The sequence below is a fragment of the Micromonospora sp. NPDC005203 genome (assembly GCF_042872705.1).
Lineage (GTDB): Bacteria > Actinomycetota > Actinomycetes > Mycobacteriales > Micromonosporaceae > Micromonospora.
On the sequence record NZ_JBIAKV010000003.1, the window covers coordinates 207,898 to 234,810 of the forward strand.

General features: G+C 73.0%; 19 protein-coding genes. 3 read left to right on the forward strand and 16 right to left on the reverse strand.

From position 1 onward, the window contains the following. Positions 1 to 49: 49 nt before the first annotated feature. From ACFYPM_RS10905 to ACFYPM_RS10925, 5 genes are all read right to left on the reverse strand, one after another. Positions 50 to 352, reverse strand: a complete 303-nt coding sequence (locus tag ACFYPM_RS10905) for a WXG100 family type VII secretion target (RefSeq protein ID WP_387193982.1) — start codon at positions 350 to 352, stop codon at positions 50 to 52. Positions 353 to 384: 32 nt separating this feature from the next. Beyond that, on the reverse strand, positions 385 to 708 hold the full coding sequence (locus tag ACFYPM_RS10910) for a WXG100 family type VII secretion target (RefSeq protein ID WP_387193985.1): 324 nt from the start codon (positions 706 to 708) through the stop codon (positions 385 to 387). A gap of 128 nt (positions 709 to 836) precedes the next feature. Then, complete coding sequence (eccB, locus tag ACFYPM_RS10915) at positions 837 to 2,249, reverse strand: type VII secretion protein EccB (protein WP_387193987.1); 1,413 nt, start codon at positions 2,247 to 2,249, stop codon at positions 837 to 839. Then, positions 2,249 to 3,637: a type VII secretion integral membrane protein EccD gene (eccD, locus tag ACFYPM_RS10920; protein ID WP_387193990.1), complete on the reverse strand. Its 1,389-nt coding sequence runs from the start codon at positions 3,635 to 3,637 to the stop codon at positions 2,249 to 2,251. The genes eccB and eccD overlap by 1 nt, the downstream gene beginning before the upstream one ends. A 21-nt stretch (positions 3,638 to 3,658) precedes the next feature. Further along, positions 3,659 to 4,537, reverse strand: a complete 879-nt coding sequence (locus tag ACFYPM_RS10925; protein ID WP_387193993.1) for a WXG100 family type VII secretion target — start codon at positions 4,535 to 4,537, stop codon at positions 3,659 to 3,661. A 202-nt stretch (positions 4,538 to 4,739) separates the two neighbouring features. On the opposite strand from ACFYPM_RS10925, the gene eccCa reads away from it, so the two are divergent. Then, a complete protein-coding gene (eccCa, locus tag ACFYPM_RS10930) occupies positions 4,740 to 8,711 on the forward strand; it encodes a type VII secretion protein EccCa (protein WP_387193996.1) in 3,972 nt (1,323 codons plus the stop codon). Between the two features lie 15 nt (positions 8,712 to 8,726). Here the strand turns inward: eccCa and mycP are convergent, their stop codons facing one another. From mycP to ACFYPM_RS10970, 8 genes are all read right to left on the reverse strand, one after another. After that, complete coding sequence (gene mycP, locus ACFYPM_RS10935; protein WP_387193999.1) at positions 8,727 to 9,926, reverse strand: type VII secretion-associated serine protease mycosin; 1,200 nt, start codon at positions 9,924 to 9,926, stop codon at positions 8,727 to 8,729. A gap of 2 nt (positions 9,927 to 9,928) precedes the next feature. Then, a complete protein-coding gene (locus ACFYPM_RS10940; RefSeq protein ID WP_387194002.1) occupies positions 9,929 to 10,825 on the reverse strand; it encodes a zf-HC2 domain-containing protein in 897 nt (298 codons plus the stop codon). Between the two features lie 130 nt (positions 10,826 to 10,955). Continuing rightward, the gene (locus ACFYPM_RS10945) at positions 10,956 to 12,638 is read right to left on the reverse strand and encodes a S8 family serine peptidase (RefSeq protein WP_387194005.1); all 1,683 of its coding nucleotides are present in this window, start codon (positions 12,636 to 12,638) and stop codon (positions 10,956 to 10,958) included. After that, positions 12,635 to 14,431, reverse strand: coding sequence for an RICIN domain-containing protein (locus ACFYPM_RS10950; RefSeq protein WP_387194008.1), 1,797 nt, complete (start codon positions 14,429 to 14,431; stop codon positions 12,635 to 12,637). The genes ACFYPM_RS10945 and ACFYPM_RS10950 overlap by 4 nt, the downstream gene beginning before the upstream one ends. 101 nt (positions 14,432 to 14,532) lie before the next feature. Next, positions 14,533 to 15,090: a sigma-70 family RNA polymerase sigma factor gene (locus tag ACFYPM_RS10955; RefSeq protein WP_387194010.1), complete on the reverse strand. Its 558-nt coding sequence runs from the start codon at positions 15,088 to 15,090 to the stop codon at positions 14,533 to 14,535. Between the two features lie 178 nt (positions 15,091 to 15,268). Then, positions 15,269 to 16,219 carry a hypothetical protein gene (locus ACFYPM_RS10960; protein WP_387194013.1) on the reverse strand — a complete coding sequence of 317 codons (951 nt, stop codon included), beginning with the start codon at positions 16,217 to 16,219 and terminating at the stop codon, positions 15,269 to 15,271. 38 nt (positions 16,220 to 16,257) lie between these two features. Then, positions 16,258 to 16,599, reverse strand: a complete 342-nt coding sequence (locus tag ACFYPM_RS10965; RefSeq protein WP_387194016.1) for a hypothetical protein — start codon at positions 16,597 to 16,599, stop codon at positions 16,258 to 16,260. Next, entirely contained in the window at positions 16,596 to 16,883 is a 288-nt protein-coding gene (locus tag ACFYPM_RS10970; protein WP_387194019.1) for a hypothetical protein, read from the reverse strand. The genes ACFYPM_RS10965 and ACFYPM_RS10970 overlap by 4 nt, the downstream gene beginning before the upstream one ends. Before the next feature lie 115 nt (positions 16,884 to 16,998). Between ACFYPM_RS10970 and ACFYPM_RS10975 the strand changes: the two genes are divergently transcribed. Both ACFYPM_RS10975 and ACFYPM_RS10980 read left to right on the forward strand, forming a co-directional pair. Further along, positions 16,999 to 18,363, forward strand: coding sequence for a hypothetical protein (locus ACFYPM_RS10975; RefSeq protein ID WP_387194022.1), 1,365 nt, complete (start codon positions 16,999 to 17,001; stop codon positions 18,361 to 18,363). Positions 18,364 to 18,501: 138 nt separating this feature from the next. Beyond that, positions 18,502 to 20,973: a hypothetical protein gene (locus tag ACFYPM_RS10980; protein ID WP_387194025.1), complete on the forward strand. Its 2,472-nt coding sequence runs from the start codon at positions 18,502 to 18,504 to the stop codon at positions 20,971 to 20,973. Here the strand turns inward: ACFYPM_RS10980 and ACFYPM_RS10985 are convergent. The 3 genes from ACFYPM_RS10985 to ACFYPM_RS10995 are packed head-to-tail and all read right to left on the reverse strand — an operon-like array spanning position 20,958 to position 26,904. Continuing rightward, positions 20,958 to 23,684: an AAA family ATPase gene (locus ACFYPM_RS10985; protein ID WP_387194028.1), complete on the reverse strand. Its 2,727-nt coding sequence runs from the start codon at positions 23,682 to 23,684 to the stop codon at positions 20,958 to 20,960. The two genes, ACFYPM_RS10980 and ACFYPM_RS10985, sit on opposite strands and share 16 nt — an antisense overlap. Beyond that, the gene (locus ACFYPM_RS10990) at positions 23,681 to 26,470 is read right to left on the reverse strand and encodes a LuxR C-terminal-related transcriptional regulator (protein WP_387194031.1); all 2,790 of its coding nucleotides are present in this window, start codon (positions 26,468 to 26,470) and stop codon (positions 23,681 to 23,683) included. Before ACFYPM_RS10990 ends, ACFYPM_RS10985 begins: the two co-directional genes overlap by 4 nt. Then, positions 26,467 to 26,904 (reverse strand): hypothetical protein, encoded by a 438-nt coding sequence (locus ACFYPM_RS10995; protein ID WP_387194034.1) that lies wholly within the window; start codon positions 26,902 to 26,904, stop codon positions 26,467 to 26,469. The genes ACFYPM_RS10990 and ACFYPM_RS10995 overlap by 4 nt, the downstream gene beginning before the upstream one ends. Positions 26,905 to 26,913 lie beyond the last annotated feature (9 nt).

Here is a 26,913-nt window from a genome sequence, read left to right on the forward strand (position 1 = left end):
CGGAATGCGCCGAGGAGCCCGCGGGCCCCCCGGCGTCACCTCGAAACGCTCAGCGGTTGCCGAACCGGTTGCCGGAGCGGATGTCCTGCTCCTTCATGTCGTCGGCACGAATTCCCAGTTCCTTGGCCAACTCCGCGACGATGGTGTTCATGTCGGCGAAGTTGTCCTCGATCTGCTTCGAGAGCTGGTTGTAGTTCGCGGCCGCCGGCCCCGTCCAGGTGTCGAGGGCGTGGCCGGTCTCCTGGGACAACTTCTCGATGTAACCCTCGACGTCGCGGTTGACTCGCTGCATCTGCGAGATGCCTTCGAAGATCTGGTCGTACCGGTAGCCGATGAGGCCGTTGTCGGGCATTGCCGGGGTCCTTTCCGATCAGTTGTGCTGGCTCAGATGTCCTTGAGAATGCCCACACCGATGGCGCCGACCTGGCCGGCGTTCGCCAGATCCTGCTCGTCGAAGTCCTGCACCGTGCCGTCCACGTTGCCGGCCATCTCGTTGAGGTCCGCGACGATGCGGGTCACCTCCTTCATCCAGTTTTCGCGCGCCTCCAGCAACGCCTTGATCATGGCGCCGTCGCAGTAGTCGTCCATCAGGTCGACAGCCGCACCGAACCTGCTCTTGGCGCTGTCGACATCGCCGGCCGTCTGGCGGTGCTCCCCCGCGACACGGTTGGCGGTGCGCGGATCGAGGGTGGTATTACCGTTGGCCATGGCTGCCTCTCCCTGCTGTGGACCGTGGTGATCTGGATTTCCCGCCTGGTGGGGCTCATGCAACCAGCGGGTCTGGCGACAACACCGCCTCAGCGGGCCCAGCGGTCCCTTTGCGGGGAAAACCCCCGTCAACCACCCCAGGTCTCGCTCACCAGCGCCGCGGCCGGGTCCAGCGCCGGACCGGTCGGCAGCAGTTCCAGCAACTCGGAAGGAATGTCGACAGGCGTCGTGCCGGCGTAGCCGAGCGCCTCCGCACCCCTGGGCGGTAGCGGGAACTTCACGCCGTACTCGGAGACGAGATAGAGCGCCCCACCACCGCCGGGCGCGTACGGGTTGCGGGCGAGCACCCCCGTGCCGGCGGCGATCAGGATCCGGTCCACGATGCCGCCCGCCGCGACAGCGGTCCGCGGCACCGGCAGGGCGGACCGCGCCGCCGACGTCGAGATCCTGGTCAGGGTGACAGTCACCGCGTCCCGGGCCGGCCGGAAGCCCACGCAGGGCAGCACCGACGCACCGCTCACCGGTTTCGGCGGCTCGGGCGGATAGCCGTCCACGAACTCGGTGCTACTGGCGACCGTGGCGCCCGCCAGTTCGTCCGGCCGCGCGGGAATCGGCGCGACCCCACCTCCGGGGTACGCCGCCTGAATCGCCGGATCAGCCAGGACCAGGGCTGCGGCGGTGCGGCTCAGCCGCACGAATCCGTCCGAACGGGACAGGTACAGCTCGGGTGCGTCGCCGACCGGCTTACGTACCTCGTACACCTGGCCGAGCAGGCTGACTCGCCCGCCGATCGCCGGTCCCGACCGCCCGCGGTCGCCCACCGCGGGGAAGGCGAGGTCCCGACCGGCCGGGATGGGGTTGAGCCACGCCGGGGTCACGACCACCGGTTCGACCGCCGCGTAGCCCAGCGCCACCGCGGCCTGGTCGGCCAGGTGGTGACGGCGCCCCTGCCAGACCAGGTATCGCTGGCGGTCGGTCGTCTGAACCAGAAACCCCTCCCGGTCGGTCAGTGCGACAGGCCTGGCGAGGTCACCCAGGAGCAGCGTGGTGGCGGCCGTACCCGAGGGCTCGGGCGGTTGGGCGCACACCGTCCACGCACCCGAGTAGAGCCGGCCCGCCACCGGCACCGTGTCGGGTGCGCCCGGTATGCCGATCGGGGCTCCCACCGGTACGCCCCGCAGGGAGTCGCGGGAGACCTGGACGAGGCGTGCCGGGCTGCCGCTGCCCAGCACCAGGCGGGCCGTGGCGTAGTTCAGCACCGGTCGGAGCTGCCCCTCGATCAGCAGGTACCGCGCGCCGGTCTCCTTCACCGCGATGACGACACCCGCCTGCCGCCAGGAGGAGTCTCCGCCGGGTCGGAAGATGCCGTAGATGCCGAAGCCACCAGCGACGACGATGGCCAGCAGGATCCCGATGACCAGGCCGAGGAGGGGACGCTGGTTCGGCGGCTCGTGCGGGTCTGGACGGCCCTGCATCACCGCCGAGTTGAGGCGGCTGACCGTGTAGAAGTAAGCGTGAACCTGATCCTTGCGGGACTCCATCAGCTGGCCCAGGCCCGGACCATCTGGTAGACGCCGAGCACCGCGCCGAGGACCGGGATCAGGGCCACCGCGAGAAGGATCTCCAGCACGTCCACGGTGCGCGCCCAGTACGGCCGCAGCCGACGGCCGGGCAGCGTGGACGCTGCGGTCAGCAACGCGCCGGCGACCGCCACCACGGTGGGCACCAGGACGGCGGCCCGCGCCACGCCCTCCTGGTCCGCGGCGTACCGGAGCAGGGTGAACAGGACCAGCGCCACGGCCGGTGTCATCGTCGCCCAGCGTGCCACCAGGCCGCTCAGGTGCCGGGCTCGCATGCTCAGCAGGGTGGCCGCCAACAGCGCCAGGATCATCTCCCAGCGCCCGCCGGCCACCAGCAGCGCCGCGGCCATCAGGACCTGCGCGGCGCCCACGCCGATCGTGAGCGCGGCCAGGTACGCGAGACCCGCGCTCCCCCGTTCCACGACGACCCGGTGTGGCTCGGGGTCGATGTCCTCGGAGAGTTGCTCGGGCTTGCCGGGCAGTAACGGCAACGTCAGCCCACCGAGGCGGAACGCGGCCGGCGGCAGCATCAACGCCACCACCATCGAGAAGACCAGCCCACACGCGGCGGCCTCCGGTGGGGTCACCGGACCCGCCGCGGTGAGCAGCGCCGGAACCGCGACGCTCACCGCGAGGGCGAGCGCACCGCAGAAGAACAAGCCGGCGTCGGCCACCGCGGAGAGGCCGGCGGCGAGCGTCACCACCGCGGCCAGTGCCGCCAGGCAGATCCGCACCGAGAGAGCCGAGTGCGGGGCGATCGCGACCGCCCCGAGCCAACCGGCTGTCGCCGAGTATCCCGCCGCCGCCATGGCCAGCAACGTCCCCGTCCGCGGGTCCGGGACCGCTCGGCTGACCAGGCCGGCGGCGGCGAGGAGCACGACGGTCAGCGCCGCGGCGACGGTGGCACGCACCACCGCCGGCCCACCGAGCCAGAGCAGCACCAGGCCCACCGCCAACAGCACCGCGCCGTCGGTGAGCAGCATCGCGCGGGTGCGGGCAGCCGTCCAGCGCCACGGGCTGGTACGCGCCTGCTCACCCACACCGTCGACCAGGTCGTCGAAGTCGATCGGCGGCAACTGCTCGGCCCGGGGCAGCAGGTGCAGCGTCTCACCGTCGAGCAGGTTCAGCTCGACGGCCGAGTGCTCCTCGTCCAGCGGCGGCTCGCCGACGCGCTGCGCCACCCACCCGTCGTGCTCGGCGCCGTGGTCGGCGGCCTCGGGGTTGATCTGGAGCAGCACCGACGGCAGCAGATCGACAAGCGGCGCGTCTCCGGGCAGGGCCACGTCCACGGCACGTGAGCCGAGCACGAACCGGAGACGTACGGGTGCCGAGAGTCGCTGCGTGCTCAACCGTTCCATCTCGGGGGGGTGTCAGCGCTCGTACGGACGGTATCGGCGGCCGTCGTAGTAGTAGGGCTGCAGGTCCGTCCACCAGATCTCGACGCCGCCCGGACCGGTCTGATGCTTACCGTCGATCTCGTAGTACCGGTACGTCTTGCCCCGGAAATCGTCGTCGTTGGACGGGTTGTGGACGTACCTCTCCCCCGACGGCTCATGATGCGGATCGAAGTGCTCACCGGTGGAGAGCGGCTTCTCCTCCGGCTTCTTCTCGTCCGGCTTCTCCTCCTCCGGCTTCTTCTCCTCTGGCTTCTCCTCGGCACTGCCCTCGCTGAGCCGCGAGTCGGGATAACCGTCGGTGTCCTTGAGCTGCGGGCTCTCGCGGAGGTCGAGGTTCGTGTCGTCCTTGGGCCCGATGCCCTTGATGTCGAGGAAGTCGTCCATACCCTCGATGTCGCCCGGCTTGAAGGGTTTGATCAGGTCCCTCCCCGGGTCGATGGTCAACTTGTCCACCTCGGACCCGTAGTCGCCGGTCTTGTAGCTGGACTGCTCCCGCACCTTGGTCGGCTCAAACTCGGCGTCACCCATGCCGCCGACGACCTTCTTGGCGTCCTTGTTGAACGTGGACACCGCGTCAGCGTTGCTCCCGTCGATCCGCTCGTAGTCGTCGGCGATCTGGTACAGGCCGGTGTTGATCTCGTCGAATGCCCGTTGCAGGTATTTCACGTGTTCGATAATTCCGTCGCGGCGGTCGACGAAGAGATCCTCCAGCCAGGTCGCCGCGTCGAACTTGCCGGCGTTCGGCTCCATCTTCGCCAGCTTGTTGAAGACCGACTGGTGGTCCTCCAGAAGGGCGCCGATCTTCTTCCCGATCTCCCGCAACTGATCCGGGGTAACGCGAGTCTCCGCCACAATCGCCCCCTCCTGCTATGGTCACTGCTGTTCGTTTCTCCGGTGCCGGGTCTGCCTCCACAAGCGAGACCGTGGCCTCCGACATCGCTTTCGGGTCGAGCGCCGAATCCCCAGGACGATAAGCCCGTTGTCACGCGCCCGACGGGTGCTCGGCAGGCGACCGGGCCGATCGGAGGGAAACCCCTCACCGAAGGAGACGAACGTGGGCACGGTGCCGTACGTCCGTAAGGCTCGCCGCGCCGGCCCGGTCGCGCCGGCCGAGGAGATCGCGCTCCAGGAGCCACCAGTCATCCCCGAGCCGGCCGAGCGGGGCCTGAGCGCCGTGCTGATGCTGGCGCCGATGGCCATCGCCTCGCTCGCGATGGTGCTCATGTTCCTGCGACCCAACGCCGGCGCACTGGCCTATGTCGGCGTCTGCCTCATGGTGCTCTCGGCGATCGCGATGTTGATCGTGCCGTTGATCCGCAACGCCGGGCAGCACAAGCACCGGCTCAACGGTGAGCGCCGCGACTACCTGCGCTACCTCGGCCAGGTTCGACGCAAGGTGCGCGCCGCGCTGACCGAGGAGCGGCGCGCCGCCCGCTGGCTGCACCCGGACCCGGGCGCGCTGTGGTCGATGGCGCTCAGCCAGCGGCTGTGGGAGCGGCGTACGGCGCACAACGACTTCGGCGAGGTACGCGTGGGGCTCGGTACCCGCCGCTCCACGGTGCGGTTGGCCGCACCGAACAGTAAGCCGCTGGAGGATCTGGAGCCGTTGGCCGCGCATGCCCTGCGTCGCTTCCTGCGGGCCTACTCCACCCTGCAGGACGCGCCGATCGCCATCTACCTGCGCGGCTTCTCGCGGATCGGGTTCGGCGGCGACGTGTCGGTGGCCCGGTCCACGGTGCGCGCGATCCTGGCTCAGCTCACCGTCGCCCACTCCCCGCAGGATCTGTTGGTGGTGATCGCCGCCGCTCGGGGAATGGAATGGGACTGGGCCAAGTGGCTGCCGCACGTGCAGGACGACACCGTTCCCGACGTCACCGGCACCCGGCGGAGGTTCGCCACCGACGGGACCGAGATCGAGGAGGCCCTCGCCACGCTGAACGTGCAGGACCGCCCCGGCTACGAGCCGGACTCCCCGGTCACGGCCATCGAGCCGTTCGTGGTGCTCGTTCTCGACGGGCCACGCCTGCCGGCCGGCCACCGCCTCGGCATGGAGGGCTATCGCAACGTGCTCACGCTGGACGTGGGCGCGACGCTGGGCTGGGAGGCGCACCCGCACACCCTGCTGGTGCGGGCCACCGAGCAGCAGTTGGACATCGTCTCCTTCGACCACCTCGGCAAGTCCAGCAGCAGCCGACTGTGCCGCCCGGACCGGTTGGGCGTGGTGGCGGCGGCGGCGCTGGCCCGGTCGATGGCCCGCTACCGGGTGGGCGCGGGCACCGACACCGAGGAGCCGCTGGCCACCGACTACGACCTGGCCGGCCTGCTCCAGCTCGGTGATCTGACCGCCCTGGACCTGACCGCCTACCGGGCCGGGCGGACGGCGGCGCAACGGCTGCGGGTGCCGATCGGCATGTCGGCCACCGGCACCCCGATCGAGCTGGACATCAAGGAGGCCGCCGAAGGCGGCATGGGCCCACACGGGATGCTGATCGGCGCCACCGGTTCGGGCAAGAGCGAGTTGCTCCGTACGCTGGTGCTGGCGCTGGCCGCTCGGCACACCTCCGAGGAGCTGAACCTCGTCCTCGTCGACTTCAAGGGCGGGGCGGCGTTCCTCGGCTTCGAGCGGTTGCCGCACACCTCGGCGGTAATCACCAACCTGTCCGAGGAGCTGGAGCTCGTCGACCGCATGCAGGACGCGCTGACCGGTGAGTTGAACCGTCGCCAGGAGCACCTGCGGGCCAGCGGATACCCGTCCCGGCGCGACTACGAGAAGGCGCGGACCGAGGGCGTCGTGCTGGAGCCGATGCCGGCGCTCTTCATCGTCGTCGACGAGTTCAGCGAGATGCTCAGCAGCAAACCCGAGTTCATCGACGTCTTCGCGATGATCGGCAGGCTGGGCCGCAGCCTTGGCGTGCACCTACTCCTGGCCAGTCAGCGCCTCGACGAGGGGCGCATCCACCAGATCGAAACCCACCTGTCGTACCGGATCGGTCTGCGGACCTTCTCCTCGATGGAGAGCCGCAGCGTACTGGGTGTGCCGGACGCGTACGAGTTGCCCAACGTGCCGGGCAACGGTTACCTGCGACCGGACACCCAGACTCTGATCCGGTTCAAGGGCGCCTACTGCTCCGGGCCGTGGCGACCACCGCACCAGCGCCGCCTCCAGGCGGTCCAGGGTGGTCTCGTTCCGTTCGGCACCGAGTATCTGCGCCCCGAGGCGCCGGTGACGCCGGAGCCGGACGAGGCGCAGGAAAACGAGGAGAAGCCGCCGGTCATGGCCGACGTGCTGCTGTCCGTGCTGCACGGGCACGGCCCGGCCGCGCACCAGGTGTGGCTGCCGCCGCTGACGGAGACCACGACGCTGGAGAAGCTGCTGCCTCCGCTGATCGACCACCCCACCCTCGGTCTGGCCCCGGTGGGCGGGTACGGCACCGGCCAGCTCGTCGCGCCGATCGGCCTCGTCGACCTGCCCGCGCAGCAACGGCGGGAGCTGCTGCTGGCCTCCCTGGCTGGCAGCAAGGGCAACGTCGGTGTGGTGGGCGGCCCACAGAGCGGCAAGAGCACCCTGCTGCGGACGCTGATCAGCGCGTTGGCACTGACCCACACCGCCGCCGAGGTGCAGTTCTACTGTCTCGACTTCGGCGGCGGCGCGCTGGGGGCACTGTCGCGGCTGCCGCACGTGGGCAGCGTCGCGGGCCGGCTCGACCGCGACCGGGTGACCCGTACCGTGTTGGAGCTGACGAATCTGATGGCACGCCGGGAACAGATCTTCGCCCAGCACGGCATCGACTCGATGACCAGCTACCGGCGGGCCCGGCAGGCCGGCGGATACCAGGACGAGGACCCGTACGGTGACGTGTTCCTGGTGATCGACGGGTGGTACACCGCGCGGCAGGACTTCCAGGAGCTGGACGACCGTTTCGGCGAGATCGCCGCGCGGGGCCTGAGCTTCGGCGTTCACCTGCTCGTCTCCGCCGGTCGGTGGTCGGAGATCCGTCCCTGGCTGCGGGACGTGCTGGGCACCCGGTTCGAGCTGAAGCTCGGCGACCCGGTGGAGTCCGAGGTCAACAGCCGGGTGGCGGCGACCGTGCCGGCCATCCCGGGCCGGGGCATCACCCCGGACCGCCGGCACTTCCTGACGGCCCTGCCCCGCATCGACGGGATTCCGGAGACGGAGGACCTGGCCGAGGCGACAGCCGAGCTGGTCGAGGCCCTGGACGTGCCCACCGCACCGCGCGCACCGCAGGTGCGGCTGCTGCCGGAGGTGCTGCCGGTCGCGGATCTGCCGGTCGCGACCGCGCCCACCCGCGAGGCCGAGATCCGCGTTCCGCTCGGTCTCGACGACGTACGCCTGGCTCCGCTGTGGCACGACTTCGACGCCAACCCACATCTGCTGATCTTCGGGGACACCGAGACCGGGAAGACGAACCTGCTGCGGCACATCGCCCGCAGCGTCGTGGCGCACCACCCGCCCGCCGAGGCACGTGTGGTCTTCGGCGACTTCCGCCGCGAGCTGCACGACGCGATCCCGCAGGCGAACCAGATCGGGTACTCGATGTCGGCGGAGCGTCTCACCGCGACCATCGCCGAGGCGGGTCAGGTGCTGACCGGCCGGCTGCCCGGCCCGGACATCCCACCGAGCCGGCTGCCGCGACGAGACTGGTGGACCGGCGGGCGGCTGTTCATCATCGTCGACGACTTCGAGCTGATCGAGGGCGGCCGGGACTCGCCGCTGCAACCCCTGCTGCCGCTGTTGCCGCACGGCGCGGAGATCGGGCTGCACCTGATCATCGCGCGGAGCACCGTGGGCGCGTCCCGGGCGATGATGAGCCCGGTGCTGCGTCGGGCCTGGGAGTTGGGCTCTCCCGCGGTCCTGTTCTCCTGTCCTCGGGAGGAGGGCACCTTCCTCGGCAACATCCGGCCGCGGACGTTACCCACCGCCCGCGGCCAGTACGTTGACCGCCGGCGCTCGGTCCGCCTGGTGCAGACCCCCGAGGTGCCGGCGCCGGACCGGCCGGAGCAGTGACGTCGTAGCGGGGCCTCAGGTCGGCGGCGGTCGGCGGACCTCGACGACGCGGGCGGGCCGCCAGCGGCGTCGGTGCCCGGCGGGAATCAGCACGGTGAGCAGGACGACGAGCCCGGTCAGCACGACGGCGAGCCCCGCACCGAGAGTGACCAGGTAGCGCCCGATCGGGTCGGGGGTCGGCAGGTCGGGGTGGCGAGCGGCCGGCATGGGCAGGCCGGGCCGGGCGGCGTCCTCCTCGGGCAGCACGGTCGCCACGGCGGCGGCCGGGTTGACCACGCCCCAGCCGTAGCCCGGGTGCGGCAACGCCACCGCCGGGTGGTCGGCCGTGACCAGCAGCCGGTGCCGCACCTCGGCCGCCGTCAGAGCCGGCCGGTAGGCCCGGACCAGCGCGGTCACCCCGACCACGAACGGTACGGCGTAGCTGGTGCCGCTGCCCTGCCAGTGGCCCGGCCCGCCGGGGCCGATGCTCACCACATCCACACCGGGTGCGGTCAACCCCAGGTGCCGGCCAGTCTGCGAGAACCCGGCGAGGGCACCGGTGGCGTCGATCGCGCCGACGGCCACCACGGTGGGCAGCGCCGCCGGGTACGCCACCTGCTGGCCGTGCTGGGCGCTGTTGGCCGCTGCGGCGACGACGACCACGTCCCTGGCCTCGGCGTACGCGATGGCCTCGACCAGGCTGGGCTCCAGGGCCTGCGTGCTGGCGGAGATGTTGATGACGTCCGCGTCGGCGTCCACCGCCGTGCGGATGCCCTTGGCGAGCAGCGCCGCCGTTCCGTCGTCCATGCTGGTGGCGACCCGGATCGGCAGGAACCGCACCTCGGGTGCGACGCCCACGAAGCCGGTGCCCGCGGCGGGCGCCGCACCGATGATGCCGGCGATGAACGTGCCGTGCCCGAAACAGTCGTCGTCGGCGCGCGGCCGGCCGGCGGCGGTGAGGTCGACGCCGGCGAGCACCCGGCCGCTGAGTTGCGGACTGTTCGTGGCCACGCCCGTGTCCACGATCGCCACGGTGACGCCCTGACCGCGCGACAGCGGCCAGGCCCGCTCCACGCCCAGTCGTTCCTGCGCCCAGGGCACACCGGTCTCGACGGTTTCCGGCGGACGCAGGCAACCGCCGGCGCGCGCCGGTGGGGTCGGAGCAGCCACGGCCACCGGCCAGCCGGTGACGATCGTGAACGCCACGACCACCGCGCCGGCCAGGCCTCCCGCCACGGCTAGCGCGGCGTCGCCGACCGCGATGCCCGGTCCACGACGGCGACGACCGCCAGGGATCCGTCGGCCGCGGTGACGCTGAACCGGTCGAGTCGGTCAACGGGCACGGGACAGCCGCGGGCAACCTCCTGCCGGAAGTCCCCGCCGGTCACCACGGCCAGCTCCCAGCTCTGATTGTCGACGTCGGTGACGAACAGCCGATAGGCCTCACCGACGCGCAGGCCGGCCAGGGTCGCCCGCAGGTTCACCGCGCCGTCCTGCTGCGAGACGACCACCGACAGGGTGGCGCCGCTAGGCGTGTCGGTGGCGTTCGTGACAAGCGTGACGACGGTATCCGGGCCCTTCGGAACCGCCAGGTCCCCGGTGGTCGTCCGGCCACGCAGCGACTGGCCGACAAGCAGACCCGCGAGGACCAGGGCCACCACCGCGAGCCCGGCGCCCGCGAGTCTCATCCGCCGCCAGCGCTGCTGGCGGCCGGGCCGGGTGGCCGCCGTGGTCGGCGTACGGCCCGGACCGGTGCTGGCGCGGTTCGCGGCAGGACCACGGGCCGGCCCCGCCGCACGGGCCGTGACCGGCGGAGCCGGCTGCGCCGCGGAGGGCTCCCGTTCGGGCGCTGGCGGCGGCTCCGGTGCTGCTATCCGCTCGTCGACACGGGCCGGACCGGCCGCCGCCGCGCTCGGCGAGACGCCATACTCGGCCACCAACTCCCGGTGGTCGAGGTCGGAGAGCAGGGCGAGCATCGCCACCGCCTCACCCAGCGCGTCGGCCTCGGCGGAGCACGGGGCGCAGGTGGCAAGGTGGCTCTCGACCGCGTCGCGCTGGTCCTCGGCCAACCCGCCGGCCAGGTACACGCCGAGCGCGCTGCGGAGCTGGGGCTCATCGCACACGTCGTCAGCCATGTCGCACCAAGTCCTCAATCCCTCGCCCGCGCGGCTGGTCGCCCGCGGTCCCCGGCCTTCTAAGAACGGAACTGCCCACGGGGGAGTTCACGACCGGGGACGTCTGTGCTGTCACGAAACCGACAGTCGCTCAGTGCGCGCCGGTGAGTGTCGGCTGACTCGGCCGTTCGTCGGGGGCGGTTCCCGCCGGCCAGTCCGCATCCAACCCATCATCCTCACCCTCGGTGTCAGGCTCGGTCGCGGCCCGCCGCACACTGCGGCGGAGGCGGAACACGAGCAACGCGCTGAGCACGAGCCCTGCCAGTACGGTCAGCAGGAACGCGACCCGGGTACCGTCGCCCCCGGTGCGCTGACCGGAACGCCGACCGCTGGACACCTGCGTCGCCTCCTCGGGCAGCTCCCGGGTCACCGCGGCTGCCGGATTGATCATGCCACCGCCGTACCGGGCATCCGGCTGCGCGTCACCCATCTTGTCGGCCGTGGCCAGAACCCGGTGGGCGACCTGCGCGGCCGACAGGTCGGGGTGGGCGGCACGCACCAGGGCGACCTCGCCGGCGACCAGAGCGACCGCGTACTGCGTGCCGCTGCCGACGAACTGCTTCGTGCCGTTGATGCCGATGCTGGAGACGTTGACCCCCGGGGCCACCACGTCGACCAGGTCCGCGGCGTACTCCTCCAGGAACTTGCCGTCCACGCCGACACCGGCGACGCTGATCAGCTCCGCCGGCGGGGCGGCGGCGCCCGTACCGGCCGGAGCGCCGGCCACCACGACGATGTTGCGGCTGAGCGCCGCCTCGATGGCCCGCAGCACGCCCTCGGCGGTGACCTCCACGTACGAGCCGAGCGCGATCACCGTCGCCCCGGCGGAGACCGCCACCTCGATAGCCGTCGCCTGGGCGACCGCGTCGGCGGATGGCTGCTCCGTGACCACCCGCACCGGCATGACGACCGACTCCGGGGCGACGCCCGCGAAAGCGTCCCCGTCGACCGGCTGCGCGGCAACCAGGCCCGCCATCGCGGTACCGGTGCCCAGGCAGTCGCTGTCCCCGCGGCCGTCTCCGGTCACGATGTTGGCCCCGACCGACACCCGGCCGGCGAGTTGGCTCGCCCGACCGTCCACCCCGGAGTCGACGATCGCGACGAGCTGCCCGACGCCCCGGGTGTGCGGCCAGGCCAGTTCGGCGGCCAGCCGCACGGTGGCCCAGTTCGACGGTGCGCTGGCGGCGGTCGCCGTGACGCATTTGCCTGGCGGTGCGGGTGGTGGCGGCGCGGACGGTATCTGCGCCGGGCCCGGTGTCAGGGTGGGAATCGGCTGCGTTCCGCCGGGAGGGGAGGCCGGAGCCGACGGCCTACCGGGAACGGCGGAAACGCCGGGAATGCCTGGTGCCTGTGGCGTGGACGCCTGTGGCGGGAGGGCCGGAGCACTCGCGGCTGGTGCGGCGGCGGGAGCGGTGCTGGGCAGCACGCCGTGCTGAAGACCCGCCCCGACCGCGTCCCAGGGCACGACCAGGTACCAACCGGCATGGAGGGTGTTCGGGTCGGTGAGCGCCCCACCGTCCGGCTGCCGTCGGGCGGTGTTCAGGTTGAAGATCTCGGTGGAGCGCGACGAGTTGCCCAGCAGCCGGCCGGCGATCTCACCGAGGTTCTCCGGCTTGCCCTGGTAGGCCGAGGTGACGGTGTAGTAGAGGACGTACTCGTCGACCGCGGCGCGCGCCGGCGCGGCGGGTGCGCCGGCGACGAGCACGACCGCCGTGAGGATCGCCGCCACCCATTGCGTCGCGCCGCGTCGATCCGTGTCCCGCGTCCCTGTCATCTGCTGAGCACCCAGCGCTGGTCGACGGCCCAGCTCTGCCGACTCCACTGGGTGATCGGGGTGCCGTTCTTGCCACAGCAGTCGTCACCGAGGATGTCGAGGGCCTTGCCGGAGTTGCGGTTGATGAGGGTGATCCACGTGCCGCCGTCGATGAACGACCACTGCTGGCTGGGGTTGTCGAACGCCGGGTCGACCTGCACCAACTCCGCGGCGTCCTTGGTGGAGCCGCCGCGGATGCCGAGGGCCTTGTTGTTGAACGCGTTTGTGATCACGACGTACTTCGGGTCGGCGGCCTTGGCGATGTGCCAGTACTGGTCCTTGTGGTGCAGGTTGTCGTTGAGCTGGATGGTCGTCCCGCCGGCGGTGACGTTGTCCTTCCCCGGCACCTCCATGACCCGGCCGCTCAGCACGTTTGTGAACTGGTAGGAGACAGCTGGGTCCCATCTCGCCGGCAGGGCGGTAGCCGGCGGCGGGGGAGGCGGCACGGGCGACGGAGTCGTGGCGGGCGTGGGTGGCGCAGCCGGTTTCGTCGGCGAGGGGGTAGGCACAGCCGAGGGCGGCGACGGCGACGGCGACGGCGAGGAAGACGACGGCGAGGAAGACGACGGCGACGGCGACGGCGAGGAAGACGGCGGCGGGGCCGGGCGGCTCACCGACGGTGACGGGAATGCGCTAGCCAGTCGGCTGTCCGAGTTGTACGCGTCGAGGTAGAGGCCGACCGTGTCGACGAGCTGCGGAACGGCGGCGCCGCGCGGCACCCCGCCCTTGGCCCGCACCGCGGTGACGCCCCACTGGTACGCCGCGAGCGCCAGCGAGTAGGGGTCGGTCTCCTCCCCCGACTGGCGCAGATTCATGCCGGAGAGCTGGTTGCGCAGGTCGCACATCGCGGTGGCCAGGGTGGGGATGGCCACCTGCGGGTCCCAGACCGATGCGCTGTCGGACGGCTTGTACTCCTCCCACAGCGACGGCGTGAACTGGGCGATGCCCTGGCCGCCGCCGCTGCCCTTCAGGTTCGGGTTGAAGGCGGAGAGCGACCTCAGCTGCGCGGCGATCCGGGCAGCGGGCACGGTCGACGGGCACACCTGACCGGCCTTGACCACCGCGTCGACGTACTCCTCGGGAATGCCCACCTTGTCCGCGGCGGGAGTGGCGGACGGCCGTGCCGGCCTCGTCGCGCCCGAGAACTGCGGCTGCTTGGCGTACCAGTTGGCGTACCCGGCCACCGTGTCGACGTGCTCCTGGGCGGACGTCGGCACGCCCTTTGCCTTGACCACCGCGTCCAGACCGACCTTGTCGGCCGCGACGGCCGCCTTCCAGAGGTCGCCGCCGGCACCGCCGGCCCGGACCTGACCGATCGCCTCGCAGGTGCGGTGCGCCAGCGCGAGCACGTTGGCTCGGACGTCGGCGCGCTGGGCCTGCTGCCACGGCGCCCACGTCTGCCAGGCCCGGGAATCCAGTCCGGCAATGCCCTCGCCGGACTCGGACACGGCCGTCCCCTTGAACCCCGAGGCGGCCATCAATTGTGCGGCGAGTCGCGGCCCGGTCAGCGCCGGGCAGGACGTGGCGCCGACGACGATTGCCGGCAGCACGTCGGCGGGGACCGGCTCACCCTCGACTGTGGTCTCGGCCATCGCCGGCCCGACCTGGAGGCCGGCCGCCACGACGCAGACGACAGCCGAGGTGAAGGCGACCCCGGCCTCGATCCGCTGACGGGTCGTCCGCAGTGAACCCCATGCGCGCCGGCCCGAGGTGTGCAGGTTGGCCAGGCGTCCGATCACCGATCTCAGTGTCACGGTTGCTTCCCTCTCCGACGGGTGTGCGCTGTGAACGAGCCGAGCGACCGGTTGGTTCACGGTTGGGCGGGCCAACTTCGGAACTTCTGCCGGCGAACCCCTCAGCTGCTGAACCCCCGTCCGGCGAGGTCCTCGCGCAGTGCCCGCAGCGCGTAGAAGGTCCGTGACTTGACCGTCCCCTCGGGGATCGAGAGGTTGCGCGCGGCCTCGGCGACCGTGTGTTCCTGAAAGTAGATTTCGATCAGTGCGCTGCGCAGCCGCTCGGGCAACCTGGCGACGGCGTCGCGCACCTCGCGGCCGTTGAGCAGGCGGTCGATGTCGTCCACGGCGGCGTGCCGCTCCTCGATGCGCTCGTCAAGCTGCTCGGACGGCCTGCCCCGGGCCGCCCTCAGGTGGTCGATGGCGATGCGTCGGGCCACGGTGAACAGCCAGCCCCGGCTCCACTGGCCGTCGGTCGTCCGTGCCTCCGGGTGGTGCCAGGCACGCACCAGCGTCTCCTGGACGATGTCCTCGGCATGGCCACGATTGCCCATCGTCAGACGCAGCAGGTAGTTGAGCAGAATCGGCCCATGTGTCTCATAGGCGAGCCGCAGCGCATCGTCGTAGGTCGGATCCGGCGACGACGCACCCGAGAGCATGTTCCCCGCGGCCTGGTTCATGGCAGCGATAACGAGTGCATCGGTACCCGCGTTCAGTGTTCGTGGGGGTTTTCCCGAGGAATCTTGGCAGACCCGCGCGGGCCGGCTCGCCGTCGGAACCCCATTGGGTACGCTGACCTGCCGGAACATCGAAACGGGCGGTGCGGTCGCGATTGGACGGTTGGCGCGTCGGCTCGACTCACGTCGGATCCGGTCCCCCGTCCGGTCGCGGCGATCCCTTGACCACGTCGGCCGTCACCAGAACCCCGCCGTCGACCTGACGGACGCTGAGCTGACTCAGGTCGTCCACCGACACCGCGACCTCACCGGCGTAGCCGCCGCGGCCCGGGTTGCCGTTCAACCGACCGAGCAGCAACTCCTCGCCCGCCGTGGTGAGTGCCCACAGCTGGTACGACGCGTCCGGCGCCAGACCGTCGGTCGAGACCCGCAGGTTGACCTGACCGTCGTCGTCGTAGAGAACCGCGGAGAACTCCACGCCGCTGACGCCGTCGTCGGTGGTCGCCACCGCCACGACCGGGCCGGGCGAGTCAGTCGCGTTCCAGGGCTCGACGAGCAGTGCCGTGCTGAGCGCGACGGCGAGCAGGCCGGTCAAGCCCACCACGCCACCGATGCGTCGACTGCGTGACCTGGGGCGGCGGTGCGAGTGCGGGCCACGGGACAACGGGCCGGTCGCGGGTCGTGGGGGCAGGAAGCCCTCACCGGGTCCGGCGCGGTACCGGTCGGCCACCCCAGGCGGGTGGGCCCGGGTCACTGGACGGACGTCGTCGGGGACGCCGAGACGGGGCACCGCGCGGGTCTCGCGCACGATCACGACCGGAGCCTCGGCGCGGGCGGGCAGGTCCCGCGCCGACGCGGCGCCGGGTGCGCCGAAAAGATGATCACCAGGAGGGGGACGGTCCGGCTCGGCCGGACCCGCCCCGAAATCGGCGATCAAGCGTCGTACGTGTGCGGCGCTGAGCAGGCCGAGAGTGTCGACGGTGTGGTCGATGTCCTCCCGCTCCGCCCGGCAGCTCGCGCACTGGTCCAGGTGACTGGCGACGTCACGTCTCTCCACGTCGGACAACAGACCGAGCACGAGCATGCAGACACTTGTCCGCATCGTGGCGTCGACGCAGGTGGACATGACCATGGGAGGTCACTCCCCGCGGGGGACGGCGGCAGCGGCCATCAGTCGCCACCCGCTGCCGATCCCCCGTGCCCGGCGGAAGGGCCGGACATGCGCTCGGACCACCTGGTGCCGACAAGGTCCGGCAGGGTGATCCGCACCGCGTCGCTGATGATGCCCAGCACGCCGGTCGGGCCGAGCAGACCGTCCGTCGCGATGGCCCACTCCTCCGCCGGATCGAGGTAGTCGTGGCTGTCGGCCCAGCGCGCCCGCGTCGGCTCCAACTGCTCGCGCAGCCTGGCGAGTCGCCTGGCGACGTCGGTGGCCAGCGCGTTGATGGCCGGCCCCAGGTCGGCCGGGTCGCCCGCGCCGTCGGGGACGGGTGCCCACTCGGCGCCGCTCATCGGGACCCACCGGCGGCGAGTGCCAGATCGGCCGGCCGGAGGTCGGCCTCCGTCTGCAGGCCAGCGGCGATGTCCTGGAGCGCGTCGTCGAGCATCCGGGCATAGATGTCGTACCCGGTCAGCAGGGCGTCGCGGCGGGAGGCGGACATCCGCAGGCGGGCCGGGTCGAGGCTCGCCAGGTGGGCGCGTAGCCGGTCGAGTTGCGTACTGATGCCGGCCGCGGCATCGCGGCACGCGTCGGCGATGTTGCCCTGACCCTGCGGATACGGTGTAATTCCCCTCATAACGCCTCCGATCTCGGGAGAACATCCTGAGAACGACGGACGGCACGCCCTGGTTCACCATTCTTCCGACGATCCTTGGATCGCGGCAGCACCCCCGGCGAAGGACGATGCCACGATGAGACGACGGCTCGCGGTGCTCGGTCTCTGCCTTCTCATGCTGGGCCTCAGCACACAGGTGATCGCTGCGGCGGCCGTCGCCGCACCCACCTCGACGCTGCGCGCTCCGGGCGAGACCGGCAAGTACTACGTCGTCGGACCTCCGGTCGACGGCCAACGGGAATATCTCTTCGCGATCGCGGCGAAGACACTGGGCAACGGCAATCGGTCCCCGGAGATCTTCGCGCTCAACGAGGGGCGACTCCAACCCGACGGCCGTCGGCTGACCGACGCGACAAGCCTGCGGCCCGGCTGGATCCTCGTGCTGCCCCGAGACGCGACGGGCCCCGGCGTCCAGACCGGCGCGCTTCCGGCACCGACGCCAGCACCGACAGCGGTGTCACCGTCCCAACCGTCGACCGCGTCCACCGCATCCGTCGACCCGCCGGCACCGTCCACTGTCACCCTGCCGCAACTGTCGGCCCTGTGGTCCCCGACCGGGCTGCGGGTGGCGTTGATCGCGCTCGCCGTGCTCCTGCTGCTCTGGGCACACGTGGCCCTCCGTGCACGGCATCGACCCACCCGCGGCGGCACCGCACCGGTGACCGCGCCACCAGCGGAGCCACCACCTCCCCCGGCGCCCGCGAAACCAGCCCTCGTGATGCCACCCCCGGTCGCGACCGGGCCGCCCAGCCAACCGCCCGCGGCGGTCACCACCACGCCACCCGCCCTGCCGCCGGTGGTGGTCCCATCGCCGCGAGCCGCGGATCGCACCCCGGCTCGGGCGGTGCCCGACGTCCGGCCGGCCGGACTTCTTCCACTGTCCCGACCCAACCCGTTCGCCACCCTGGTCACGGATCTGACCTGCGGCCCGGACCGGGCGACCGTGCGGCTGGTCGGCGCACGCCCGGCTCGCTGGGGATCCCCCTACGGGTGGCTGACCGACGGGCAGCGACCTCCACCGTCGAGTGCGCCTCTGGTGCTGGGCGACCGGGACGGACGTCGACTGTGGATCGACCTCGCGATGGCCCCCGACGTGCTCACCCTCGACGGTGACCTGGCCGCCTGCCGCCGGCAGGCGTTGGCCCTGCTGGACCAGTTCGACGCCGACACGGACGTGGTGGTGGTCGGTGACGTGCTCGGCGACGCGGCACCCGAGGGTTGCCGCCGGGTCGACGCCGTTGCCGAGTTGGCCGCCGAGGAATCGTCGACGAGGGTACGGGTGGTGGTGTGCGCGGGCCCCGAGCCCGTGGCGCGGTGGGCTCCCTTGCGCGCGCTGTCGCACAGCCCCCAACGCACCGTGCCGATTGTCGTCGGCGCGGGACCCGCGGCACGGTGGTCGTTGCGGCTGGGTCCACCGGTCGCGGCCCAGACCGGATGGTGAGCTGCCCCAGCGCCGGGCGTACGCCCAGAATGGACGCCTCGCGGCCGGTGCCGGGCCGCGGCGGGACACAGAGCGAGGACTACGTTGCGACCCAGCCGACACCGCACGCTCGGGGCAGGCCCGGAGCAGGTTTCCCCGGTGGATCTGCCGCTACCCATCGACGGCCTGTGCGACCTCGTGCTGGTCCGCACCGAGGACGGCGGGCTGGCCCGGCCAGCGGATGACAGCACGGCACTGACCGCGGACGAGATTGCCGAATGCGCGCGGGCGCTCGGAGTCGCGGGGCGGGACCTTCGCGTCCTCGTCGACGACGGTGCCCGCGACGCGGTCCTGTTCGGGCAGGTCGCCACCGCGCTGAGCTGCGACGTCCTGGTCGCGCCCGCCGGAGCGACCGTGCGGCGCCGGAGCGGCCCGGGCCTCGCCGGCCCTGCCGAGGCGATCCCGCTCGACCGGGTCAGCGGGGCGGTGGTCGACTGGGTCCTGGTGCAGCCCTCCGCACTCCAGACCACCCGGCCCGGATGGTTCGACCTGGCCGGCGGCCTGGTGCTGCCGAGGAGCGGGCTGGCGACACTGCCGCTGGCGGGCGGTCTGGAGTTCGCCAACCGCGAGGACTTCGTCGTACGCCGGGCCGCTGCCGCCCGGCTCGGCGTCGGTCATCCGGACCTGGTGACGGTGGCCCTCGCGACTCGCGCCGGCCAGTTCCGACTCTCGACGTACCGGCCGGACGCCGCCGGGGAGAGACCGGGCCGTTACTCCGGGCAGGACGTGGCCGCGGCCCTCTCCGCGACGTTCCTGTACGGCGGTGACCTACGCCTGTGGATGCGCTGGCCGGACGATCCCGCACAGTGCGCGCGCCTCGACGCCGAGGTGACGGCCCTGGCCGAGGCGACCGGCGCGACGGTGTGGACCCCGGAGGTCGGCGGCGAGGCGGTGCTGTTGCGCGGCTGCCTGGACCTGGCCGCCCGTGACCGCTCCGGCGAGGTCGCCCGCTGGCGGGAATACCGCCCCCCACACGCACCGGGCGCCCCTCGCTTCGAGACCGATCGTGACGGACGGCTCGTGCCCGGTGGCGGACCCACGGTCAGCGCCGCCGGCGGGGTGGCGCTGATCAGCTCGGAGCGGCCGTCGGAGGTCACGTTCCTCGAACGGTACGCCGACCTGTCGGCCGAGCCGGGCATGACGCTCGTCGATCTGACAATTCTCGACGGAGGGCGTCTCGCGCTGCGCTACCCGGATGGCAGCCAGCTCGCGGTGAGCGCTGTGGAGCTGCGGGCACTGTTGACGAACGCCGGGTGGCAGGGTGCCGACCTCCAACTGCTGACCCCGGTGGCGGACGAGTGGACCGAGGGCCTGCGGGAGCACCTGAGCGTTCTGGAGTCGGACCTCGGCGTCGAGATCTGGTCGCTGGCCCCCGGCGTCGTCGTCGTGGTCCGCGACGGCCTGGCCCGGGCCGTCGACGAACAGCGACGTCCGGCGCGCTGGTTGCGGGCCGCCGATGCGGATCTGCGGGCCGAGACCGGTCGGTGGCGCAACGACGATGGTTGGCTGATCCCGCGTCGGCGGGGCGCGGATGAGCCGTCGACACCTGCGCCGGGGCCGTCGCCCGCCGAGCCGGCGACAGCCGAGCGGTCGCCCGGCGAACCGGCAGCCAAGCGGTCGCCCGGCGCACCGGCGGCAGCCGCGCCGCCGCCCGAGCGGGTGTTGCCGGCACCGAGCCCGCGCCCCGCACCGGCCGTTCCCGCACCCGGCAGCCGGCCACACGGTCTGCGGTGGTTGCCGGAACGCCCCGAGGTCAACGCCGACCCCGTGTGGGTCTGGCTGGCCAGCCCGTGGTCGGCGCAGCGGGTCGCGGTGGAGGGTGTGCCATCGGCCGACCTGTTCCTCGTCGGCGACCTCGACGGCGAGCGGGTCGCCCGTGCCCACCCGTACCAGCATCTGCTGTGCCTGCGGGTCGAGGCCGGCGGCCTGGTGGACCTGGACCGGGTCGGTGACCTGCCGGCGGACCTGGGCCACCGTGTCGCCGGGGCGACGGGCAGGTTCCTGTTGCCGGCGGGCTGGCTCGACCAGGCGCGGCTACGGGCGGGCTACGACATCGACGACGCCGGGCGGCCACAGGAGGAGACCGAGCTACCCGGACATGACGTCGTGCTGCGCTGCACCGGGGCGCGACACGGCACGGACGGTCTCCCGGACGACGTGGTGCGCTGGCCCGCAGGTGGGCGGAGGGCTGGCGTCTGGGCGCTGATCCCGGCCCCCGGGGACGAGCCGACTGACGACTTCCTGCCGCTGCACCAGGGCCGACCGCCGGCACGCGACGGATATTTGTTGGTACGTCTTCGGGTGGCGGCGGGCCGGGCGATCGACGTGCGGGCCAGCGCCGCCGCGTTGGCCGCCCATACCTCGATTCGGTCGCGCCTGCCCGAGTTGGTGGCCGACGGTGTGACGCTGCTGTTGCCGCCGGGCTCCTACGACGACACCCGGGTGGAGCAGGTGCTGCACACCGGCGGCGGGCGCTGGCGGCAGCGGGCGAGAGGAGTCGACCTGGCCCTTCCGAACCTCCTCGGGCATCGGCCCGCACCAGACGTGCGGCGTCCTCAACCGATGCGGTAGTCACCGAGCAGCACGGCCGTGGCCAACTCCACCCGGGACCGGTAACCGGTGCGGTTGAACAGTCGGGTGAGCCGGCCCTCGATGCTCTTCGCGCTGCTCTGCGTGGCGGCGGCCAACTGTCGGTTCGACAGTCCCTCCGCGACCAGGGCGGCGAGCAACCGTTCGCCCTCGGCGAGGGTCTGCGCCCGTCCCGGCACCGTGATGCCATGGTCGCGCATCGCCTGGCGGACCCGGGACCGGTGCAGGTTCGCGCCCAGGTCGCCGAGGATCTCGTACGCCTCAGCCAGCAGCTCGACGCTCCGACCGGTCCAGCGGACCACCCGCTCGATCGCCCTGGCCACCTCGCGGGGCTGACCGACGACCCGGGCCAGTGCCACCAGGTCCCCGGCCCGCACCCGGTCCGGTCGAACGATCAGTTGGGCGGTGGCGACCCGCAGCGCGCCGATGGCGGTGGTCTGGTCCGCCGCCTCCACGGCGGATGCTGCGGCGGTGCGGGCCGCCTCGCCGTCGCCGCGTTCGGTGGCGAGTTCCGCGGCCACCAGCCAGAGTTCGTCCAGGCCGACGACCAGCCCGTGCCGGGTGGCGGCGGCCAGGGCGGCGCCGACGACGCGTTCGGCGGCCGGCGCGTCGCCGAGGATCCACTCCGCCTCGGCCGCCACCGGCGCCAGCAGGTACGGCAACGGGGCGGCGTCGGCGCGGGCGGCGTCGAGCAGTGCTCGGGCCCGCACCGGCCAACCACGGGCGAGCAGTATCTCGGCCGCCGCCCGATGTACGGTGCTGTGTGCCACCGGGCGGGTCACGGGGAGATCGGCTGCGATACCGAGCAGCGCGGCGTCGTTCGCGGCGTCCCACCGGCCCGCGCGCCAGTGGACCAGGCACCGCTCGGGCGGCGGCAGGTCGTCCACCGTCAGACCGGCTGCCGTCAGCTCACGATCCGCCCGGTCCAGCGCACCGACGACCGCCGCCAGGCTGACCCGCGCGACGGTGTCCGCGAAACGTCGGCGGGCAGCGCCCCGAACCGACCCGCCGAGGCCCGAGCCGTCACCGGCCAAAGCCCCGGCCACCGGGACGCCGCCGGCCGAGCCGTCACCGGCCGGAGCATCGGCCACCGGGAGATCGCCAGCCGAAGCGTCGGCCACCGGGGCGCAGCCGACGGTGATCGGCGTGCCGATCAGCAGTTCGCTGTCGGAGCGGGTCGAGTCGGGCGGCAGCAGACTCACGGCCTCGGCCCAGCGGTCCAGGAAACAGAGCGCCACGGCCCGGGTCGTCCGGGTCGGCACCGGACCGTCGGGCAGCCAGGGTTCGCCGGCCGCGATGGCCTGCACGTCCTGCGCCGCACGCGCGCCACGCGCGCTGGCGAGAGCGAGCAGTTCGGCCTCCTGCCGGGCGGCGTCGGGCAGGGTGCCGGCGTACTCGCCGAGCAGGTGGCGCATCTGCGCCTGCGCGACGGCGTACCGACCGATGCCGACTTCGGCGACGGCTCGGGCCAGCAGGGCCTCGGCGCGGTCCGCGGGATCGCCGCTGAGGTCGGCCGCGCCGGCCCACCAGCGGGCCGCCGCGGCGGGGGCACGTACGGCCGCGTCGTCCGCGTGCCGGCGCAGCAGCGCCGCCGCCCGCACGGCGTCGACCAGGCCACCGGCGGCGGCGACCTGATCCGGCAGGTACGCCGGATCCGCGCACCGGGCGGTGCCCGACCAGAGCGCCTCGACCGCCACCTGCGCAAGCCGGCGTCGTTCGTAGGGACCGAGACCCGCGCGCAGGGCCAGGGCCAACGCGGGCACCCGGATCCGCCAGCCGCGCCGATGCGCCCGCACGAAACCCCCCGCGCGCAGGGCATCCAGGTGCCGGTGTGCCTGCTCCGGTGTGGTGTCGAGCGCCTGCCCGATCAGCCCGGGGACGGCCCCGCCCAACGGTTCGAGCACTGCCAGGGCGCGGGCGACCGTGAGGGTGGCCGGGCCCAGCTGCCGTACCGGCCGGGTGAGGTCGTGCTCGGCGGGGATCCGGGGTGTGCTTGCCGCATCGGTCAGGTAGGCGCGGCGCTCGACGATCCGCAGGGCCGCCGCGGTGCGGTAACCCTCGACGACGGCCAGCACCGCGGCGGGCACACCACGGCCGAGTCGGTGTAGCTGCGTCGAGAGGGAGTCGTGTGGCGTTGCCTGCAACGCCTGGCGGGCGAGCGCGTCGACGTCGGCACGGGACAGCGGCCGCAGCCGCTCGATCCGCACGAGCCCGCTCTGGCGCAGGTGGTCGAGGGCGGCCGACTGGGCTGGATCCGCACCGACTGCGCCGGAACGGAGGGTGGCGACGCACCGTACGGGCACCGGGTACTCCCCGTGCAACACGTTCCGCAGAGCCTCAACGGACTCCGCGTCGGCCCACTGGGCGTCATCGACGAGGAGCACCAGGCCGGGGTGTCGCCGCAGGACGCGGGAGAGCGCGTGCGCTGGCGGCTCGCCGGTGAGGGCGTGGCCACGACCGGCGGCCAACCGGGTGGGGGTCGGGATGAAGGCGGCGAGGATCCGCCCGGCGAGATATCCCGCGTCGTGCCGACACTCCGGTGCCAACCGCAGGTCGAGAACGGGTCTGCCGGCCCCCGTGGCGGCGTTGCGCAGCGTGCGCAGGGCATGGGTGCGACCGATGCCGGCCGGACCGGTGAGCACGGTCAGGGTGGGCCCGTCGAGGTCGACCGGGAGGTTCACTGCGACGCTCATGACACCGGACCGAGGATGTCAGTGGTGAGGCTCACCGCGGCCAGCTCGACACGCGAGCGGCAGCCGGTACGCGCGAAGAGCCGGGTCAGGTGGTTCTCGACGGTCCTCTCGCTGATCCGCACCTGCGCCGCGATCTGCCGATTGGTCCGTCCGTGACCGATCAACTCGATGATGTGCGTCTCCACCGGGCTGAACCCCGTCCGGGGCGTACGGGTGCGGGGCTGGCGGACGTCGCGCTCCCGCATCGCGGCGGCGACGGCGGACCGCAGCCAACCAGAGGTCATCGTCTTCGCCACCGCCTGTGCCTCGACGAGCCACGGCCGAGGGTCCTCGGCGACCCGGCCGAGCGCCAGACAGGCGTACGCGAGGGCGAGGCGGTTCCCACCGGCACGGACGAGATCGACACCGCCTGCGGCGGCGTTCGCATCACTCCGGCACAGTGCCTGGACCAGCAGTGTCGTCTGCCTGCTGAGCCGACGCCGAGGCTCGGCCGCGTCGGCATCGACCACCGCCGTCAACCAGGCCATCTGCTCGCCGAGACCGAACCGTGCCGCGAGACCCGCCGCGCGTACCAGGAGGTGCTCGACCCCGATGCGGCTGCCGTGGCGCCGGTGGCTCTCGTACGCCCGCCGCCCGTCACCCAACCGCCGGGCCGCCTGCTGCGCCGTCTGGGCTTCCCCGGCCGGCCCGTTCGCGGCCCACCACCGCAGTGCCGCGAACGGCGGTTCCTCCGGGACCGAGCACAGCCAGGAGGGCGCCTCCGTGGCTCGACCCAGCAGGCCGAGCGCCTCGGCCGCCCAGAGCCGGGCGAGACAGCGCGGCAGGAGCGCCTCGGCGCCGGTCAGGTCGAGTTCGCGGGCGGCCGAGAGCAGGCCGGAGAGGTCGCCGCCGGCCCGGCAGGTGTGCAGCCGGTGGTACGCGGACAGGAGCCCGTCCTTCGGCACGTCGTAGCGGTGCGGACCCAGGACCAGCCCCAGGAGTGCGGCCACGTCCCCCGTCTCGCCAGCCAGCAGCAACGCCTCGGTCGCCGGACCCGCATCCGCACAGCCGGCACCCACGGCGCCGGCCAGGACGTCAAGCTCCGCCGGGTGCAGCAGCGCTCCGGTGCCGACGAGGGCGGCCGACGGCTGCGGCTCCGGCCACGCCTGCGCCTGCGGCTGCGGCTGCGGCTGCGGCTTCGCGGGCGGCTGCGGCTGCGGCCCCGGCTTCGCGGGCGGTGCGCCGGTGAGCCACCGGTCGGCGAAGTCGACAATCGCCCGGGCCGCAGGTGCTCCCTCCAGCGCGGCCCGGGTGGCGGCGGGCACCGGCACTCCGGTGTGCACGGCGACAAGTGCGGCGGCGGCCGCGAGGTCCGCGGCGTGCCGGGACGACGCGCCGTGGCCTCGCTGGATGGCCGTGTCCACCACCTCGCCGACGCGAGCGACCTGGCCGGTGCGCACCAGCAGCCGCAGCAGCCGGGCGAGGATGTCGTCACCGGCCCGCCCGTCACCGGCGTGCCAGAGCGCGGCGCGCAGCCAGTGCGCCGCCCGGTCCGGCGCACGGTCGGTGTTCTCGTCGGCAGTGGCGGCGAGGGTCACCGCCGTACGCCTGTCGAACGGCAGGGCGACGCCCGCCGAGGTGACCTGGTCGGCCAGGGCCGCCCCGTCCGCCGGCCGTCCGGACGCGGCCCGGCGGAACATCGCCGCGGCACAGGCGCGGTGCAGGCGGGCCACCGCGTCCGGGCCGGCATCGGTGATCAGTCGGGCGGTGAGCGCCGGGCTCTGCGGGAGGATCCCGCCCCGCGGCCCGGCGACGAGCAGTCCGTCGTCGATCAGTTCGTCGATAATCCAGCCGTGGTCGGACAGCCGGCCACGGGTGGCGTCGGCGAACAGCGGCAGGTCGTCGACGCCGAACCGGGTGACGGCGGCCATGGTGGCCAGCCGGACGGCGACCGGGCCGCGCGCTCGCAGCGTGGCAAGCAGGCTGTGGTCCGTCGGCAGCGCGATCGGGGCGTGCGGGTCCAGCAGACACAGATGCCCCCGCACGACAGTGAGCCGCCCTGCCCGGGTCAACTCGTGTGCGACCTCCAGCACCGTGCCGGGGTGCCCGGCCAGCGGGCCGAGCGCGGTGGACAGGGCTGCGGGCACCGCGTCGTCGAGCGGCACGGCATACCGGCGGGCGAGCATCCCGCGTACCGCCTCGGCGCTCAACGGCGGCAGGTCCACCACGACGTCGGCGAGCGTGCCGAGTCGGCCGTCGCCGGGCGCTCCGGCGGCCACGACGAGGCAACCGGCGCGGACGGCGGCGGCCAGCGCCGGGGCCAGCGCGGGACCGGCGTCGTCGGCGATCAGCACCGTCGGCCCCCGCCGGCCGATCAGGGCGAACGCGGCGGCGGCCTGCTGGGCCAACGCGATGCCACGTCCGGCGTACTCGCCGGCGGGCTTGTCGCAGAGCGCACCGAGCGCGCTCAGCGGGCCGGCGAGGGGCGGGTCGGCCAGCAGCTCGTACTTGTCGCGCACGGCGTTCAGCAGCGCCGCGAAGCCGGCGGCGGTGTCGCCCGCTGCGGCAGGTGCCACCCGGAGCACCACCACCCCGGCGGTACGCCAGGCACCCGCGGCCGCGTCCAGCAGCGACGTCCGGCCGCTGCCCGCCGGACCCCGGACCAGTGCGAACCGGCCACCGATCGCGGCAGCCGCACAGGCCGCGTCGAGGGCGTCCAACTGCGCCGCTCGACCCACGATCGTCCGCCGTCGCCGGATGGCTCCCGGCCGCACGGTGCGTGGTCGCGGCACCTCCGGCGCCGTCATCCGGCCGCCGCCCCGACGCCGGGGCGGCCACGCCCACCCGCTGCCGCACCGACCGCGTCCTGCCGGATCACCAGGATGATCTCACCGGCCACGGCCAGCGAACGTACAGAGGAATCCTCGTCCTCGGTCTCCAGCCAGATGATCCGCCCGGCCGCCTCGCGGGGGCGATCCGCGCCGGCTTCGGCGAAGTGCGCATCGATCAGCACCAGCGGCACCGGGGCCGACCACCGCTGGATCCTGCGCGGGGACAGCTCGGCATGCTCCGTGCGGACCGCCCGGCGCCTACCCTCCGGCACGGCCTGGTATCCCGGGATCAGTTCGGCGAGCAGCGCCGCCGGGTCGTCGGCGCTGACGCTGCGTTCCCCCGCTGCCCAGACCCTCCGGTAGCGCCCTTCTTCGTGCCCGACCCGTGCCACGTGCTCGCCTCCGTCCACGCCCGACGG

What these genes read in the sequence shown, in the direction of transcription:
- ACFYPM_RS10955 (WP_387194010.1), bottom strand. Translation starts at nt 15,090, where the DNA reads ATGAACCAGGCCGCGGGGAACATGCTCTCGGGTGCGTCGTCGCCGGAT.
- ACFYPM_RS10985 (WP_387194028.1), bottom strand. Translation starts at nt 23,684, where the DNA reads ATGAGCGTCGCAGTGAACCTCCCGGTCGACCTCGACGGGCCCACCCTG.
- ACFYPM_RS10910 (WP_387193985.1), bottom strand. Translation starts at nt 708, where the DNA reads ATGGCCAACGGTAATACCACCCTCGATCCGCGCACCGCCAACCGTGTC.
- ACFYPM_RS10970 (WP_387194019.1), bottom strand. Translation starts at nt 16,883, where the DNA reads ATGAGGGGAATTACACCGTATCCGCAGGGTCAGGGCAACATCGCCGAC.
- ACFYPM_RS10990 (WP_387194031.1), bottom strand. Translation starts at nt 26,470, where the DNA reads ATGACGGCGCCGGAGGTGCCGCGACCACGCACCGTGCGGCCGGGAGCC.
- ACFYPM_RS10905 (WP_387193982.1), bottom strand. Translation starts at nt 352, where the DNA reads ATGCCCGACAACGGCCTCATCGGCTACCGGTACGACCAGATCTTCGAA.
- eccB (WP_387193987.1), bottom strand. Translation starts at nt 2,249, where the DNA reads ATGGAGTCCCGCAAGGATCAGGTTCACGCTTACTTCTACACGGTCAGC.
- ACFYPM_RS10975 (WP_387194022.1), top strand. Translation starts at nt 16,999, where the DNA reads ATGAGACGACGGCTCGCGGTGCTCGGTCTCTGCCTTCTCATGCTGGGC.
- ACFYPM_RS10945 (WP_387194005.1), bottom strand. Translation starts at nt 12,638, where the DNA reads ATGACAGGGACGCGGGACACGGATCGACGCGGCGCGACGCAATGGGTG.
- ACFYPM_RS10960 (WP_387194013.1), bottom strand. Translation starts at nt 16,219, where the DNA reads ATGGTCATGTCCACCTGCGTCGACGCCACGATGCGGACAAGTGTCTGC.
- ACFYPM_RS10965 (WP_387194016.1), bottom strand. Translation starts at nt 16,599, where the DNA reads ATGAGCGGCGCCGAGTGGGCACCCGTCCCCGACGGCGCGGGCGACCCG.
- ACFYPM_RS10940 (WP_387194002.1), bottom strand. Translation starts at nt 10,825, where the DNA reads ATGGCTGACGACGTGTGCGATGAGCCCCAGCTCCGCAGCGCGCTCGGC.